Annotated in this window: 12 protein-coding genes; 4 read left to right on the top strand and 8 right to left on the bottom strand. The window is 77.0% G+C overall.

The window, feature by feature from the left end; translation table 11 throughout:
* Window positions 1-156: 156 nt before the first annotated feature.
* Window positions 157-891, bottom strand: coding sequence for a hypothetical protein (locus QC029_RS18620; protein WP_279556827.1), 735 nt, complete (start codon window positions 889-891; stop codon window positions 157-159).
* Between the two features lie 59 nt (window positions 892-950).
* Between QC029_RS18620 and QC029_RS18615 the strand changes: the two genes are divergently transcribed.
* Window positions 951-1,652: a copper homeostasis protein CutC gene (locus QC029_RS18615; protein ID WP_279556826.1), complete on the top strand. Its 702-nt coding sequence runs from the start codon at window positions 951-953 to the stop codon at window positions 1,650-1,652.
* 17 nt (window positions 1,653-1,669) lie between these two features.
* Here the strand turns inward: QC029_RS18615 and QC029_RS18610 are convergent, their stop codons facing one another.
* The 4 genes from QC029_RS18610 to QC029_RS18595 form a co-directional block, all read right to left on the bottom strand.
* The gene (locus QC029_RS18610; RefSeq protein WP_279556825.1) at window positions 1,670-2,242 is read right to left on the bottom strand and encodes a hypothetical protein; all 573 of its coding nucleotides are present in this window, start codon (window positions 2,240-2,242) and stop codon (window positions 1,670-1,672) included.
* A gap of 311 nt (window positions 2,243-2,553) precedes the next feature.
* On the bottom strand, window positions 2,554-3,330 hold the full coding sequence (locus QC029_RS18605) for an SGNH/GDSL hydrolase family protein (RefSeq protein WP_279556824.1): 777 nt from the start codon (window positions 3,328-3,330) through the stop codon (window positions 2,554-2,556).
* A gap of 637 nt (window positions 3,331-3,967) precedes the next feature.
* Window positions 3,968-4,954 carry an aldo/keto reductase gene (locus QC029_RS18600; protein ID WP_279556823.1) on the bottom strand — a complete coding sequence of 329 codons (987 nt, stop codon included), beginning with the start codon at window positions 4,952-4,954 and terminating at the stop codon, window positions 3,968-3,970.
* Window positions 4,954-6,960 (bottom strand): ATP-binding domain-containing protein, encoded by a 2,007-nt coding sequence (locus QC029_RS18595; RefSeq protein WP_279556849.1) that lies wholly within the window; start codon window positions 6,958-6,960, stop codon window positions 4,954-4,956. The genes QC029_RS18600 and QC029_RS18595 overlap by 1 nt, the downstream gene beginning before the upstream one ends.
* Before the next feature lie 543 nt (window positions 6,961-7,503).
* Between QC029_RS18595 and QC029_RS18590 the strand changes: the two genes are divergently transcribed.
* A complete protein-coding gene (locus QC029_RS18590) occupies window positions 7,504-7,797 on the top strand; it encodes a hypothetical protein (RefSeq protein WP_336621598.1) in 294 nt (97 codons plus the stop codon).
* A gap of 249 nt (window positions 7,798-8,046) precedes the next feature.
* Entirely contained in the window at window positions 8,047-9,264 is a 1,218-nt protein-coding gene (locus tag QC029_RS18585; RefSeq protein WP_279556848.1) for a glycosyltransferase 87 family protein, read from the top strand.
* 91 nt (window positions 9,265-9,355) lie between these two features.
* Here QC029_RS18585 and pip read toward each other — a convergent pair whose 3' ends face one another.
* The 3 genes from pip to QC029_RS18570 all read right to left on the bottom strand — a co-directional run bounded on the left by pip (window position 9,356) and on the right by QC029_RS18570 (window position 14,678).
* Window positions 9,356-10,333, bottom strand: coding sequence for a prolyl aminopeptidase (pip, locus tag QC029_RS18580; RefSeq protein WP_279556822.1), 978 nt, complete (start codon window positions 10,331-10,333; stop codon window positions 9,356-9,358).
* A 35-nt stretch (window positions 10,334-10,368) separates the two neighbouring features.
* On the bottom strand, window positions 10,369-12,033 hold the full coding sequence (locus tag QC029_RS18575; protein WP_279556821.1) for a DNA repair helicase XPB: 1,665 nt from the start codon (window positions 12,031-12,033) through the stop codon (window positions 10,369-10,371).
* 131 nt (window positions 12,034-12,164) lie between these two features.
* Complete coding sequence (locus QC029_RS18570) at window positions 12,165-14,678, bottom strand: helicase-associated domain-containing protein (protein WP_279556820.1); 2,514 nt, start codon at window positions 14,676-14,678, stop codon at window positions 12,165-12,167.
* A 118-nt stretch (window positions 14,679-14,796) separates the two neighbouring features.
* Between QC029_RS18570 and QC029_RS18565 the strand changes: the two genes are divergently transcribed.
* Window positions 14,797-15,819 carry a hypothetical protein gene (locus QC029_RS18565; protein ID WP_279556819.1) on the top strand — a complete coding sequence of 341 codons (1,023 nt, stop codon included), beginning with the start codon at window positions 14,797-14,799 and terminating at the stop codon, window positions 15,817-15,819.
* Window positions 15,820-15,851: the final 32 nt, after the last annotated feature.

Here is a 15,851-nt window from a genome sequence, read left to right as displayed (position 1 = left end):
GGAGCGTCACCGGGGGTGGCGCCGGGAATGTCGCCGGTGGCGTCGTCGGGATGCGGCATGTAGGGGCCCAACATCATCGGCGGCCCCGTCATTCCTCGGCGCGGCCGGTCGCCCCTTACGTCCCCTTGTGAGGGTGATGGCGCGAATGCCGCGGACTCACCGTTTCGTCACCCCTCCGGCCTCGTCCGCCTCCCCGGCGCCGGAGGCCGTCAGCAGCTCCAGCTCCGTCGTCAGGTTGCGGCGGGCGGTGTGCTCCCAGCGCTCCCGGCCGTAGTGGGTGCGGAACAGGGTGGGCAGGTCCAGGAGCCGGCGCAGGACGTCGGCGCGGCCGGCGCGGAAGGCGTCGTCGGGCACGAAGGCGTACTCCTCGCGGACGGCGGCGGCGTAGGCCGCGTACTCCTGCGGCGACCCGGCCAGCACCGCGAGGTCGGCGTCGCACAGCACCTCGCCGCTCGCGTCGCCGGGGGCCGGGTCGTGGGTGGCGGTGAGGCGGACCAGCCGGGCGACCTCGGCGGACAGGGCGGGGGTCAGGCCCGCCTCGGGGAGGGCGCGCTCGGCGAGACGGGCGCTGCGCTCCTCGTTGGTGGAGCGGTCCGGGAGGTGGACCGCGTCGTGGAACCAGGCCGCCAGCGAGGTGGTGGCGACCTCCTCCGGGCCGTCGCAGTGCGCGGAGAGCAGGCCGATGCGGTCCAGGACGGCGATGAGGTGGTCGGTGGTGTGGTAGCGGCGGTGGGGCTCGGCCCAGCGGGCGAGGAGGTCGTCGGCGTAGGCGTACGGGGAGGGGGTGTCCGGGGGGAGGTCCGCCTCCGGCCGGCGGACGGCGAGGAGGGTCCGGGTCCAGCGCTCGCGCAGCTCGTCGTGGGCCGGGTGGCGGTTCTTCGGCGTGGCCATGGGGGTAATGATGCGCCGCGCCTTCCCAGCGTGTCCGGCGTTATGGCAGGCTCTGCGATATGTCTAGACCAATCCTCGAAGTGATCGCCCTCGACGTCCAGGACGCGGTCGCCGCACAGACCGGTGGGGCGGACCGCCTCGAACTGGTCACCGACATGGCCGCCAGCGGCCTCACCCCCGACCGCGAGACCTTCGCCGCCGTACGCGACGCCGTCGACCTGCCCGTACGCGTGATGCTGCGCGCGACGGACGACTTCGCGGCCGGCGACGCGGAGGCGCTGGAGGCGCTGTGCGAGCGGGCGCGCGCCCTGTGCGCCGAGGGCGCCGAGGAGTTCGTGCTCGGCTTCCTCGACGACACCGGCCGTCCCGACCTCGCCGCGATCGGCGCCCTCCTCGACGCCGTCCCCGGCTGCCGCTGGACCTTCCACCGCGCCATCGACCGCTGCGCCGACCGCGCCGGGCTGCGCAAGCAGCTCGACGGGCTCGCGGGCCTGGACACCTACCTCACCGCCGGCTCGGCGGACGGCGTGACGGCGGGCCTGGCCGTCCTGTGCGCGGAGGCGGCCCGTACGGCGGCCGGGGAGCCCGGTTACCTCCCGCACCTGATGGCCGGCGGCGGCCTGAACCTCGGTCACGTCCCCGCCCTGCGCGACGCGGGCGTGGCCGCCTTCCACATCGGCGGCGCGGCCCGCCTCGGCGGCTGGGACACCCCCGTCTCCCCGGACGCGGTACGCGTCTGGCGCGAGACGCTGGACGGCTGACCGGGCCGGGCGGCGCGTCACCCCCCGACCCGTTCGGGGGCGTGCGCGGCGGACCGCGGGCCGGTGCCGCCGGGGCCGGGGCCGGGGAGGGCCGCGGCCGACGGGCCCCCGCGGGAGGCGCCGTCGCGGGCCGTGGCCGCCCACAGCGCGACGGCGACGAAGAGCACCTGCTCGGGGATCCTGAACCACAGCGGTGTGGCCGGGCCGCCGTCGAGCACGACGTCACCGACCGCGGCGTGGATGTTGGCCGGGAGCATGAGGACGAGGAGCACGGCCAGGCCGAACCCGGCCGCCGGACGCGTCGAGGCCCGCACGAGCCCCACGGCGCCGAGGAGTTCGAGGACGCCGGTCGCGTACACCGCCGCGCCGGGGAACGGCACGAAGGGCGGCACCATGGCCACCAGGTCGTCGTGGCCGAGCGGCACCGCGGCGCCCGGCCGGGCGAAGTGCGCGACCGCGGTGACCACGAGCATGGCCGCCAGGCCGTGGGCGGCGCAGGCCCGCCAGGGGGCGAACCGGCCGACTCCCAGCGCGCCGAGCAGGCGGAACCCCAGTGCGGGGCCGACCAGGAGCACGAGGGTTCCGAACATGGGGGTCCTCCGGTGGACGAAGAGGCGTGGGCGAACGGACGGCCGTCCTCTCCGGGAACCGGTCCGTCCCCGTTCGGCCGCGTCGGTGCTCACTCGAACCCTTCCACCGGAACGCCGCCGTCCGGCGCGGTGAAGGTCCCTGGCCCCGGGGCCGGGGGGCACCGCGTCCGCCGGCCGCGTGCCGGACACCCGGGGCCGTTCGGCCCTGGCGTGCCACCCGCGCCACCCGCGCCACGCGCGCGGCACGGGTGGCGCGGGTGGGCGCACGGTCGGTCCGCCCGGCTCCCGTCCCGGCGCCGGGGGCGTCCGTCCTACCGGATCGCGGACTGGAAGGCGGGCAGGTACGCCTTCTCGTGGCCCTCGGCCGTCGGGTGGATGTTGGAGCCGCTGATCCACGGGTCCCTGGTGCAGATCTCGTGCCCGGCGAAGGCGGGACGGGCGTCCGCGAAGGAGAACCCGGCCGCGGCGGCGCGGTCCGCGATCACCTGGTTGAGCACGTCGGAGCCGTCGTTGACGGCCGCGCGCTTGCCGGCGCCCATGCTCAGGCAGAAGCCGCCCTCCTTGTAGAGGTACGGGTAGCCCACGACGACGACCTCGGCGTTCGGCGCGCGGTCGCGGATGGTGGCGTACAGGGCGTCCAGTTCGCCGGGGAGTTGGCTGCGGGTGTACCGGGCGGCCTCCGCCAGTCTCTCCTCGCAGACCGCCTGCGAGGAGAGCAGGCAGGTCAGCATGATCGAGGCGAAGCCGGAGTCGTTGCCGCCGATGCTGATGCTCACCAGTGACGTGCTCTCGTTCAGGTACCGCACCTGGTTGTTCAGGACGTCGGGGATCGTGGCCCCGCCGCAGGCGGCGAAGGTGAAGGACGCGGGCGCGGAGACCTGCGCCCACCGGGCCGGATAGGCGTTGCCGCTGCGGGTGCACAGCGCGTCGGAGTAGTCTCCGGCGCCGGTGCCGGACGAGTAGGAGTCGCCGAGGGCCACGTAGTTCTCGCCGGCGCCGTCGCCGGCCGCGGACGCGGGGGCGGCCGGTACGGCGACCGCCGTCGCGAGGGCCAGCAGGACGGTGGTGAGGACGCGGGGGATGCGCATGGTTTCCTCCGGAGGACATGCACAGGGGTGTGAGGGGGTGTCACACCATTACCGCCTCGGTCCGCCCCCGGAATCGGTGGAATCGCCGGTCCCGGCACTCGAGTGGGTGACATGACAGGGAGTCGTGCGATCGTGTGATGGTTACGGAGAGCCTCCGGATGTCGCTCCGCGTGTCCGTGCTGGGCGGGAGATCGGCCGCGACCGGTGCGACCGTTCCGCGACAGGAGGCCCCGTTCCGCGCCAGGGGCCCGCCACGACCGAACCCGGGCGACTCGACCCGTACGCCTCGCCCAGGACGTCCTACGGCGCGGAGCTGCGCCGCCCGCGCGAGGCGGCCGGGCCCATGCGGTCCCGGCGCGGCGAGCGCGCCTTCCGCCCGGGCGCGTACGTCGGCCGGTTCGCGACGGCGGTACGGCGGCCCGCACGACCGCGCCGTCCCGCGCCGTCCCGCCCATGCCCCGTCCCGTCCCGCCCCGTCCCGTCCCGTCCCGTCACGCATCTCCCCGAAGCCGGCGGGGGCGACGACGAACGCGTCCGGCACCCGGACGGCGGCCCGGGCGGCGATCGCCGCGAGCGGGAGCCGGCAAGCCGCCTCGGCCTCCCCCCGGCCGTCCGGCCCGTCCCACCGCCGTGCCGGTCATCGGTCCCCCTCCTCCCCGGGGTGGGACGCCTCCGCCGGGGCCGGCGCTCGCCCCGCGCCGGAACGGGCCGCCGCCGCGCCGGCTCCGGCCTCCGGGGAGTCGAGGCGGGCCATCTCCTCGTCCGTGAGGCGCAGCGCGCCCGCCGCGACGTTCTCCACCAGGTGGTCCGGGTCGCCGGTGCCGGGGATCGCCAGGACGTGCGGGCCCTGCCGGAGCGTCCACGCCAGCCGTACCTGCGCGGGCGTCGCGCCGTGCGCGCGGGCGACAGCGCGCACGGCCTCGCCCTCGGTCCCGCCCGCGCCCGCCTCACGCCGCTCCCCGGCGATCGCGAAGAACGGCACGAACGCGATGCCCGACTCCCCGCAGAGGCGCAGGAGCGCGCGGTCCCCGGGCTCCGCCGCGCCGATGCCGTAGGCGTTCTGCACGCACACCACCGGCGCGACGGCCCGCGCCTCCGCGAGCTGCCCGGCCGTGGCGTTGGAGAGGCCGAGGTGGCGGACGAGCCCGGCGTCGCGCAACTCCGCCAGCGCGCCGAAGTGCTCGGCGACCGAGCCGTTCCGCCGGCTCGGCGGGACGCGCAGGTTCACCACGTCCAAGTGCTCGCGGCCGAGCTGGCGGATGTTCTCCTCGACCTGGCCGCGCAGCTGGTCGGGCCGGGCCCACCACCACTCGCCCGACGGGTCGCGGCCCGGCCAGACCTTGGTGGCGATGACCAGGTCCTCCGGGTACGGGGCCAGCGCCCGGCCGATCAGCTCGTTGGCCGAGCGCAGGGAGGAGAAGTAGAAGGCGGCGGTGTCGATGTGGTTCACGCCGAGTTCGTGGACGGCGCGGCGCAGTACGGCGACCGCCCGGTCGCGGTCGCTCGGCGTGCCGTCGTGGAAGGCGCCGCTGCCCGTCAGGCGCATCGCGCCCAGGCCCATCCGGTTGACGGTCAGGTCGCCGAGCGTCCAGGCGCCCGCGGCGTCCGCGCGGGGGAGCGCCATCAGGCGTCACCCCCGCCGCGCAGCGGCTCCGGCAGGGGAGCGGCGTGGACGACCGTGAGGCCGGAGACCGCGCGCGTCAGGGCCACGTACAGGCGGCGCAGGCCGGTGCGTTCGTCCGGTTCGCCGTCGACGACGGCGGCGGGCTCGTCCAGGACCACGTGGTCGTACTCCAGGCCCTTGGCCAGCGTCGCGGGGACGAGGGTGAGGCGGGTGCCGGCGTCCGTCTCCGTCCCGGGGACGAGGTGGGGGATCCCGGCCGCGTCCAGCGCCCCGGCCAGGGCGGGGACGCGGGCGTCGGCGGCGATCAGGCCGATCGAGCCCTCCCGCCCCAGCGCCTCGCGGCAGGCGGCCACCACCGCGCCGTCCAGCTCGCCCACCGCCGCGGCCCGCACCCGCAGGGAGCCCGCCGCCTCGCGGATCGAGGTCGCCTCGGACAGGCCCGGCGCGATGTGCGGCAGCAGCCGGGAGGCGTACGCGATGACCTCGCGCGGCACGCGGAAGCCCTGCGTCAGCTCCTCCACCGCCGCGTCCGGCTTGCCCAGGTGGGACAGGGCCTCGGACCAGCTCGCCGTCGCCCAGGGCGTGGTGCCCTGCGCCAGGTCGCCCAGCACCGTCGCCGAGCCGGTGGTGCAGCGGCGGCCCACCGCCCGGTACTGCATGGGGGAGAGGTCCTGCGCCTCGTCCAGGACGACGTGGCCGAGCGAGGGGGTGCGCCGCACCAGGTCCGCCGCCTCGTCGATCAGCACCGCGTCGGCCGCCGACCACCGCGCCGACCTCACCCCGCGCGGCGGCTTCGTCCACAGGACCGCCTTGCGCTCCTCGTCGGTGAGGATCCCCTCGGAGCAGGCCGCCAGGAAGTCGGCGTCCGACAGCAGCCGCAGCACCAGCTTCGCCGGATCGACCTCCGGCCACACCGCCCTGACCACGGCCTTCACCGCCGCGTTGCGCGCCACCGCGTCCTGCACCCGGTCGTCCGGGGCCTCGCCCGACCGCTCCATGCGCGTCAGCACGGCGTGCGCGACGCGCTGCGGCAGGGCCTCGCGGGCGGCGCCGTAGCGGATGCCGCGGTCCAGCAGCTCGCGGACGATCTCCTCCAACTCGTACGCCGGGATCCGCCAGCGGCGCGAACCGCGGACGACGACGCACGGCTCGGTGGGCATCGTCACGCCCGAGCGGACCGCGCGGCGCAGCACCTCGGCCATGCGGGCGTCGCCCTTGACGCGGGCGGCCTCCGGGTCGTCGGCGCCGCGTACCTCCACGCCCGTCGCCGCGGTGACCAGGTCCTCCACGGTGGCCTGCCGCACCGCCAGTTCGCCCAGCGCGGGCAGGACCTGCTCGATGTAGCGCAGGAAGGACCGGTTGGGGCCGATGACCAGGGTCCCGGTGCGGGCCAGGCGCTCGCGGTGCGCGTAGAGCAGGTACGCCACGCGGTGCAGGCCGACGGCCGTCTTCCCGGTGCCCGGCGCTCCCTGGACGCACACGGTGCCGTCGATGCCGGTGCGCACGATCTCGTCCTGCTCGGGCTGGATGGTGGCCACGATGTCGCGCATCGGGCCGACGCGCGGGCGCTCGATCTCGCGCCTGAGCAGGTCGCTGGTCCTCTCGGCCTCGTCCGGGTCGGACAGGCGCTCGTCCTCGTACGCGGTCAGCTCGCCGCCGGTGTAGCCGAAGCGGCGGCGCAGGCCGACGCCCTGCGGGTCCTTCTTCGAGGCGCGGTAGAAGGGCTGGGAGACGGGGGCGCGCCAGTCGATGACCATCGGGTCGCCGTCGGCGTCGTGGACGTGGCGGCGGCCGATGTAGTAGCGGGCCGCGCCCGGATCGTCCTCGTCCGGGGAGCCGGGGGAGCCCGGGGAGCCGGTGCAGTCCAGGCGGCCGAAGAACAGCGGGGTGTCGGCGAGGTCGGCGAGGGCCTCGATCCGGGCGTCGATCTGGCGCTGGAGCACCTCGGCGTTCACCCAGTTGGCGGTGACGTCCCTGATGTCGAGCGACTCGACGTCGTGGCGCATGGCGCGCAGCGCGGTGCGGGAGGCGGCCAGGTGGGCGCGCTCGCGTTCGAGCGGATCGAGCGGATCGAGCGGATCGAGCGGATCGAGCGGGCCGGGCCGGTCGGTGTGGTGGTCGGGGGCGTGCGCGGGCACGGGCTGGCCTCCTGCGGGAGCGCGCACGACGGCGGTGCGGCGCACCGCTCGGATGTGCGGCCGCGCCGCACGCCGGGTGCGGTGGACGACAGGGTCGGAGGGGACCGCGTACGCCGGCGGGAGCCGACACCGGCACGGCCGCCGGGAGCGCGGTCCGCCGGCCGGTACCGACCGGCCGGCTCCTCCCCGGCGGCACGGCGGCACGATGGCACGCGGAACGCATGCCCTGCGGTGCCGTGGCGCGGGAGGCGGGAGACGCGTGATTCTAGCCCCGCCCTTCCCGGCGGGCGAGCGAATATCCCCCGCACGCGGGAAGAGCGGACGAGTCGAGTTGCGGGCGGAGGAAACCCGTGGTGGGACCTAGGATGGATAGGGACCAACAGGGCGAAACGACCGCGAACCCGTGGAGTCATGAACAGCGCACCCATCCCTCCCCAGGCATCCGGCGGCCAGACCACGGGCGCCACGGCGCTCGCCGCCCTCGAGGCGCGCAGCGGCGACGGCGGCCACCGCCACCGCCGTCACCTGCTGGGCGACGCCGTCCGGGCGATCTCCGTGTTCGCCGCCGCGGCGTTCGACGTCGCGGTCCTCGGCGACTACGCGGAGGCGCGCGAAGAGGACCAGGACCGGGACCGGGATCAGGACCGGGACCGGGACCGCGGAACGCGCGACGGGAGAGCGCACGAGCCCGCGTCCCGCGCCTGACGCCGGCCGGGCGCACCGGGCCGTCGGTTAGGGTCGCCCCGCGGCGGTGACCGCAGACGACCGAAGGACGACCGTCGACCGACGGACCGGAACCCAGGAGGTGGCCGAGTGCCGGCTGCGCCCACACCCGACACCGGCACCGAAGCCGAACGCCCGGCCCGTACCGCCCGTGCCCCCCGTACCGCCCGCGCCCGGATACGCGGCGCGCTCGGCGGGCGCGGCGACCGCCGTACGTACGCGGCCGCCGCCCTGCTGGCGCTCTCCCTCGCCGCGCTCGCGGCGGTCTGCGCGGCGCAGCCCGGCCCGCTGGTCGACGTCCTCGTCTACCGCGCCGAGGGCCTGGCCGTCGTCGAGGGGCGCGACCTGTACGGCTTCACCGTCACCGAGTGGGACCTGCCCGCCACCTACCCGCCCTTCGCCGCCCTGCTGTTCGTCCCCACCGCCCTGCTCCCGCTGCCCGCCGTCCAGGCCCTCTTCGCGGCCGGCAACGTCCTGCTGCTCGCGCTGCTGGTCCACCTCTCCCTGCGCCTGGCCGGGCGGCGGACCTCCCCCGCCACGCTGATCGCCGCCACGGCGGTGGGCCTGTGGCTGGAACCGGTCTTCCAGACCATGGTCTTCGGGCAGATCAACCTCGCCCTGGCCTGCCTGGTCCTGTGGGACCTCGGTCGCCCGGACGGCGCCCGCGGCAAGGGCCTGGCCATCGGCGTCGCGGCCGGGATCAAGCTCACCCCCGCGATCTTCGCCGTCCACCTGCTGCTGACCGGCCGCGTCCGGGCCGGGCTGACGGCGCTGGCGGGCTTCGCCGGGACGGCGGCGCTCGGCGCGGCCGTCCTGCCGGGCGCGAGCGTGGACTTCTGGACCCGGCGGATGTTCGAGACCGGGCGCGTCGGCAAGGCGTGGATCGTCGACAACCAGTCCCTCCAGGGAATGGCCGCCCGCCTCCTCCACACCCCCGAGCCCGGTCTGTGGTGGGCGGTGCCCACGGCGGTCGCCGGGCTGCTGGGCCTGTGGCTCGCCCGCCGCGCCCACCTGCGGGGACGGGAGAGCTGGGGGGTGCTGGCCGTCGCGGGCACGGCGGTGCTGGTCTCGCCGATCAGCTGGTCCCACCACTGGGTGTGGTGCGTGCCGCTGCTCGCCGTCCTGACCGCCGCCGTCCCGCCGGGCAGGCGGTGGCCGCCGTGCGCCGCCGTCACCGTCGCCGCCGCCGTCGCCGTGCTCTTCACGGCCCGCACGCACTGGCTCGTCCCGCACTCCGGCGACCTGGACCTGCACCTGCCCTGGTGGCAGCAGCCCCTCGCCTCCCCCTACCCGCCCCTGGCCCTCGGGCTGATGGCGTACGCGGCGTGGCGCCTGCGGCGGGAGGGGAGCCGGGGCACCGGACGGCGCCCGGCCCCGCCGGCCCGGCACGCGGACGGACTCCTCCCGCCTCCTCGCCATGAGCACGGCGGACCGGCCGGGAGGCCGTGACGCCGCCATCACGCCGCCGCGACGCCGCCATGACGCCGCCGTGTCCGAGCCGGGACCGGCCCCGGTCCCGGCCCCGGTCCGCGGCGCACCGTCACCGCCCCGCGAAGCGGTCCAGCGCGTTCAGCACATGGGTGCGGGTGGCGGCGCCGCCGAGGTGGCCCTCGGCGGCGACGATGGTCAGCTCCGCGTCCGGCCAGGCGCGGGACAGCTCCCAGGCGGTGTCGAGCGGGCTGCTCAGATCGGCCCGGCCGTGCACCAGGACGCCCGGGATGCCCGCCAGCCGCCCCGCGTCGCGCAGCAGCGCGCCCTCCTCCAGCCACGCGCCGTGGGAGAAGTAGTGCGCGCAGATGCGCACCAGGGCCAGCCGGGCGGCCGAGGGGCGGTCGCCGTACGGGTTGGCGGCGCCGTCCGTCTCGCCGGACAGGACGGCGTCCTCCCAGGCGCACCACTCGGCCGCGGCCCGCTCGCGCACCGCCGCGTCGGGGTGCTCCAGCAGGCGCGCGTACGCCCCGATCAGCTCGGCCGCGGTGGCGTCGCGCGGTACGCCGGCCCCGGCTCCGGCCCCGGCGAGGAAGCGCTCCCACTCCCCGGGGAAGAACCGGGCCACGCCCCGGTAGAGCCAGTCGGTCTCCGTGCGCCGGGTGGTGGTGACGCCGGAGATCACGACGTGCGACACCCGCTCCGGGTGCCGCTCGGCGTAGGCGAGGATCAGCGTGGAGCCCCACGAGCCGCCGTACAGCAGCCACCGGTCGATGCCCAGGTGCTCGCGCAGCCGCTCCATGTCGGCCACCAGGTGCCAGGTGGTGTTGTGCCGCAGGTCGGCGGCCGGGTCGCTCGCGTGCGGGGTGCTGCGGCCGCAGCCGCGCTGGTCGAACAGCACCACCCGGTACCGCTCGGGGTCGAAGAGGCGGCGCGCCCCCTCCCCGCAGCCGGAGCCCGGCCCGCCGTGGACGACCGCGGCGGGCCTGCCGTCCGGGGCGCCGCAGACCTCCCAGTACACGCGGTGGCCGTCGCCCACGTCGAGCAGGCCCGTCTCGTACGGCTCGGCCGGCGGGTACGGTCCGCGCATCGGCGACCTCCTCGTTCCGTGGTGGAACCCGGAGGCTAGCCCACCCCGTCCGGCTCCTCGTCGCCCGCGAGCAGCTCCGAGGCGTCCACGATGCGGTAGGCGTAGCCCTGCTCGGCCAGGAAGCGCTGGCGGTGGGCCGCGAAGTCCTGGTCGACGGTGTCGCGGGCGACGACCGAGTAGAAGCGGGCCTCGTGGCCGTCCGCCTTCGGGCGCAGCACGCGGCCCAGGCGCTGGGCCTCCTCCTGGCGGGAGCCGAAGGTGCCCGAGACCTGGATGGCGACCGTGGCCTCGGGCAGGTCGATGGAGAAGTTGGCGACCTTGGAGACCACCAGCACCGACAGTTCGCCCGAGCGGAACGCGTCGAACAGCTTCTCGCGCCGCGCGTTGCCGGTGTCGCCCTTGATCACCGGCGCGTCCAGGTGCTCGCCCAGCTCGTCGAGCTGGTCGATGTACTGGCCGATGACCAGCGTCTGCTGCCCGGCGTGGCGGCGCACCAGCGCCTCGGTCACGCGCTGCTTGGAGGCGGTGGTGGAGCAGAAGCGGTACTTCTCGTCCGGCTCGGCCGTCGCGTACGCCAGCCGCTCGGACTCGGTGAGGTCCACGCGGACCTCCACGCAGTCGGCGGGGGCGATGTAGCCCTGCGCCTCGATCTCCTTCCACGGCGCGTCGAAGCGCTTGGGGCCGATGAGGGAGAAGACGTCGGACTCGCGGCCGTCCTCCCGCACCAGCGTGGCCGTCAGGCCGATGCGGCGGCGGGCCTGGAGGTCGGCGGTGAACTTGAACACCGGCGCCGGGAGCAGGTGCACCTCGTCGTAGACGATCAGGCCCCAGTCGCGGGAGTCGAACAGCTCCAGGTGCGGGTAGACGCCCTTCCGCTTCGTCGTCAGCACCTGGTACGTGGCGATGGTGACCGGGCGGATCTCCTTCTTCGCGCCGCTGTACTCGCCGATCTCGCTCTCCGTCAGCGAGGTGCGCCGGACCAGCTCGTGCTTCCACTGCCGGGCCGAGACGGTGTTGGTCACCAGGATCAGCGTGGTGGACTTCGCCGTGGCCATCGCGCCCGCGCCCACCAGCGTCTTGCCCGCGCCGCAGGGCAGGACGACGACGCCGGAGCCGCCGTGCCAGAAGTTCTCCACGGCCTGCCGCTGGTACGGGCGCAGCGCCCAGCCGTCCTCGTCCAGCTCGATCGGGTGCGCCTCGCCGTCCACGTAGCCGGCCAGGTCCTCGGCGGGCCAGCCCAGCTTGAGCAGCGCCTGCTTGATCTGGCCGCGCTCGGAGGGGTGCACGGCGACGGTGTCGGGGTCGATCCGGGCGCCGACCAGCGGCTGGATCCGCTTGGACCGCAGGATCTCCTCCAGCACCGGCCGGTCGGAGGTCTCCAGGACGAGCCCGTGGACGGGGTGCTTGAGCAGCCGCAGCCGGCCGTAGCGGTCCATCGTCTCGGCCACGTCCACCAGCAGCGCGTGCGGCACCGGGTAGCGGGAGTGGGTGACCAGGGCGTCCACGACCTGCTCGGCGTCGTGCCCGGCGGCGCGGGCGTTCCACAGGCCCAGCGGCGTCAGCCGGTAGGTGTGGATGTGCTCCGGCGCCCGCTCCAGCTCGGCGAAGGGGGCGATGGCGCGGCGGCAGGCGTCGGCCTGCTCGTGGTCGACCTCCAGCAGCAGGGTCTTGTCGCTCTGGACGATGAGCGGTCCGGTCACGTGGGGGTCCTCCTGCCTACGGCTGCTCCGGCGCGCGATCGGCGCGTTCGCGCACGGGCCGACCGTCCAGTGTGCCCCATCGGACCGACATGCGGCCCGCGCGCGGCGGGCGCGGGCGGCACGGACCGGGCTCAGCCGTCCGGTTCGGGGGAGGGCGCCGGGTCCGCCGCGCCCGTGATGCGGTGCAGCGGGTAGGTGCGGACCTCCTCGGCGGTGTGGTCGTACGCCGTGACGAAGCCGCCCTCGACGCGGACGGGCTCAATGACGCGCCGGCCCGCGGTGCCGTCGGCGTCCACGTGGCCGATCCACACCGGCGTCCCGCGGCGGGCGGCGGCGCGCAGGGTGGCCAGGGTGTCGGCCGCGGGCGTGCGCGGCGGGCGGCCGTCGGGGGCCGCCGGGGCGGGACGGCGGGGGGTGTGCGGTGCGCCGCCGGCCGCCAGGTCGCCCGCCCGGATGGCGCGTACGGCCGCGGCCGGCAGTGCGGCGCCGGGGTCCGGCGGGCCGTCCGGCACCGGCTCGGGCGCGGTGCGCGGCGGGGTGCGCAGGGCGTCGGGGCGGTGGACCACCACGTCGCCCTCGGCGGACTCGGCGGCCGGCGCGTACCCCATCGCCCGCAGCCGCTCCAGCAGGGTCACCGGATCCGCCTGGGCCGCCAGCACCGTCGGCGCCAGCAGCCGCAGGCCCAGGGAGGCGGCGCGGCGGTCGGCGGCGATCTCGGCCAGCAGCGCGTCGTCGTCGCAGCGGACGTACGAGCCGGCCGCGCCCACCCGCAGCCGCCCGTGCCGTCGCGCCACGTCGTCGATCAGGTACGTCAGCGGCTGCGGGACGGGCGTGCGGGAGTGGGCGGCCAGGAAGGAGTGCAGCTCGGCGGCGTCGCGCCCCGCGTCGAGGGCGCGGCGCACCGACTCGGGGGTGAAGCGGTAGACGGTCGCGCCGCCCTTGGACTCCACGTCGGCCAGCACGCCCAGCGTCTCGGCCAGGGGGCGCCGGAGGGGGCCGGGGGCGACGGCCGTCAGGTCGGCCTGGAGCAGCACGTGGTCCAGCGGCTCGGGGAGGAGGGGGGCCAGGAGGGACGCGGCCGCTTCCCGGCCGCTGTCCTGATCGTCCGGATCGCTGTCCTGATCGCTGTCCCGGCCCCTGTCCTGAGGGGCGCCCCCGGCGGCGTCCGCCGGGGAGTCCTCGTCCAGCAGGGGGCGCGCGTACGACGCCAGCGCGCCGCGTCCGGTCACGCCCAGCAGCTCCGCCTCCGCCAGCGTCCACCGCACGATCCGGCCGCGCAGCTCCGCGCCGCCGCGCAGCGGGCACTCCCAGTCCAGCCGGGCCGCCACCGCGTCGGCGTCGGGGGCCGTGCCCTCGGGCTCGGCGGCCAGCAGGCCCAGCGCGCGGCGGCGCAGCTCGGGCGCGAGGCCGCGGTCCAGACCGGGGCCGAGCGCGCCGAGCGTCCGGTTCCGCGCGTCGCGCCCGCCGACCAGCCCGGCCAGCCGGGTGGCCGCCAGCCAGGCGCGGGCCAGGCGCGTCCAGCGCCGCTCGGGCGGCTCCTCCAGCCACGCGTCGTACGCGGGGGTGGGCGCGTACCGCTCGTCCGCCTCGCCGTCGGAGGCCAGCAGTCCGGCGGCGTAGGCCAATTCGATCCAGAAGGCGGCGACCGGCTCGGGGACGTCGAGCGCGACGGCGGTGCGCTTGAGGTCCCGTACGCCCAGACCGCCCGCGCGCAGCACGGGCGGCGCGTCCGAGGCCGTGCCCCACAGCGTCAGCAGCTCCTCGACGGTCGCGAGCGCGGCCAGCGCCTGGCCCGCGGCGGCGGCGTCCGCCACCGCGGGCGGGTGGGTGCGGCCCGGCCCGACGGCCGGCGGCAGCGGCTCCGGACGGCGGTGGGCGCGGCCCCCGCGCAGATGCAGGGCCACCTCGCGGGGCAGGACGACCGTGCGGGGCGCGGCCGGCAGCAGCAGCCCGCGGTCCAGCAGCCAGCGGACCGGGGGCGAGGGGGAGGCGGAGACCTCGCCGTAGGGCGGTCCCCACATCAGCTTGTCGAGCATCCCCCGCGCCTCCTCCGGCGCCTCCCCCAGCAGGGCGTCCATCCGCTCCCGGTCGCCGAACAGCCCGGTCAGGGACGCCAGCGCGCTGACCGGGTCGTGGGTGGCGGGCAGCCCGGCGGCGGCCAGGATCTCCTGGAGCCGGCCGGGCGACATCCCGGACGTGGCCTCGGCCAGGGACGGGCCCAGACCGGTCCGGGACGGGGCGCTCGCGGACGGGGCGAGCAGTTCGCGGGCGGTGCGCACCAGGCGCAGCCGGTCGTCGCCGCCCCAGACCACCGCACGCTCGCGCAGCAGGCCCAGCGCGCGCGGCAGCTCGTCCCCGCAGCCGGGCAGCAGGGCGGCCAGCTCCCCGTACGGGCAGGGGTCGGGCGCCACGGCCAGCGCCTCGGCGACCTGGAGGGCGAAGCGGTCCAGCCGTTCCAGCGCCCGCAGCACCGAGGCGCGGGCGCCCGCGCGGGTGGCCAGCTGGGAGAGGTCGCCGGGGAGGGGCGAGAGCAGGTCCGGGCGCGCCCGCAGCAGGGCGGCGAGCGCGTCGTCGGAGCGGGAGCGCAGCTCGTCGGCGAGCGTGCGGGGGGCCGCTCGGCGCCGCGCTTCGGGCTCGGTGGTCATCCGTACCACGGTACCGGCACCCCGTGGCGATCGGTTCTGGCCGCGGGCGGCGCGGGGTACGGTCGTGGACGTACGGGTGCGTACGGGTGCCAGAGTCCGGTGAGCGCTGGGGTGTTCGGTGGGGATCGAGAGCGAGCAGCTCGTCTTCGACTATCTGAGCCGGATCGGCGATCTGGCGCACGGCACGACCATGACGGCCGCCGAGCGGGCGAGCCTGGTGGCCGGCGTGCGCGCCGACATCGAGCGGCGCCGCGCGGAGGCGGGCGGCGCGCACACCGTGGCCGGGGTGCGCCGGATCCTGGACGGCATCGGGCGGCCCGAGGACGTCGTCGCCGGCACGGGCGTCCCCGTACCGCAGCCCAGGGGGCCGCAGCCCGTGCAGGAGACCCCGGAGGGCGGGGCGTCGTCCGCCTCCCCGACCGCATCCCCGACCGCCGCCTCGCCGCCCCACCTGGCGCCCGCCGGTGAGCTGGGACCGCGGGAGAGCGACCCCGACTGGTGGCGCGGCGGACCGGGCGGCCCCCGGTACGCGCCGGGCGGCCAGCGGCCGGTCGGGGGCTTCGTCGGCGGGATCGAGCTGCCGGAGATGCTGGATCGGCCGCCGGACCCGGCGGAGGCGAGGGCGCAGGCGGAGGCGAGGGCCCAGGCGGAGGCGAGGGCGAGGGCGGAGAGGGCCGCGGCCGAGGAGGGCGTGGCCGGGGAGCTCCCGGTCGCGCTCCGGGGGAAGCGGTGGGCGCGCCTGAGGCGCCCGCGCACGGCACGTACGGCGAAGGCGGCGGGCGCGGGCGCCGGCCGCGTGCCGAGGGCGGGCGGCGTGGTGGAGCTGCTGGCCGCCGCCCTGCTGGTGGCGGGCGCGGTCGCCGGTTCGCTGATCCCGCTGGGCCTGGGCTGGCTGGCGGCCTGGTGGTCGCCCCGGCTGAGCCGCCGGGAGGCCAGGCGGGCGGTGACGGTCGTGCCCGGCGCGGTCGCGGCCGCCGGGCTGGTGTGGCTGTGGGGCCGTACCGAGGGCCGCTGGGGCGAGCCGATCGCGCGGGGCGCGCTGGGCGACGAGATCGCCGCCTCCTGGCCGTGGGCGCTGCGCGCGGCGGCCGTCGCCAGCGCGCTCTACCTGCTGTGGCGGGCGCGGCGGCCGAAGGGGTAGCCCGCGCCGGCGCCGCCGGCCACGCCGCGCCG

Source organism: Streptomyces sp. DH37, from assembly GCF_029813835.1.
GTDB lineage: Bacteria > Actinomycetota > Actinomycetes > Streptomycetales > Streptomycetaceae > Streptomyces.
The sequence above is the reverse complement of the archived record's forward strand: the minus strand, read 5'-3'. Positions and strand labels throughout refer to the sequence as shown.

What these genes read in the sequence shown, in the direction of transcription:
- QC029_RS18590 (WP_336621598.1), top strand. Translation starts at nt 7,504, where the DNA reads ATGAACAGCGCACCCATCCCTCCCCAGGCATCCGGCGGCCAGACCACG.
- pip (WP_279556822.1), bottom strand. Translation starts at nt 10,333, where the DNA reads ATGCGCGGACCGTACCCGCCGGCCGAGCCGTACGAGACGGGCCTGCTC.
- QC029_RS18605 (WP_279556824.1), bottom strand. Translation starts at nt 3,330, where the DNA reads ATGCGCATCCCCCGCGTCCTCACCACCGTCCTGCTGGCCCTCGCGACG.
- QC029_RS18620 (WP_279556827.1), bottom strand. Translation starts at nt 891, where the DNA reads ATGGCCACGCCGAAGAACCGCCACCCGGCCCACGACGAGCTGCGCGAG.
- QC029_RS18600 (WP_279556823.1), bottom strand. Translation starts at nt 4,954, where the DNA reads ATGGCGCTCCCCCGCGCGGACGCCGCGGGCGCCTGGACGCTCGGCGAC.
- QC029_RS18610 (WP_279556825.1), bottom strand. Translation starts at nt 2,242, where the DNA reads ATGTTCGGAACCCTCGTGCTCCTGGTCGGCCCCGCACTGGGGTTCCGC.
- QC029_RS18595 (WP_279556849.1), bottom strand. Translation starts at nt 6,960, where the DNA reads ATGCGCCACGACGTCGAGTCGCTCGACATCAGGGACGTCACCGCCAAC.
- QC029_RS18615 (WP_279556826.1), top strand. Translation starts at nt 951, where the DNA reads ATGTCTAGACCAATCCTCGAAGTGATCGCCCTCGACGTCCAGGACGCG.
- QC029_RS18570 (WP_279556820.1), bottom strand. Translation starts at nt 14,678, where the DNA reads ATGACCACCGAGCCCGAAGCGCGGCGCCGAGCGGCCCCCCGCACGCTC.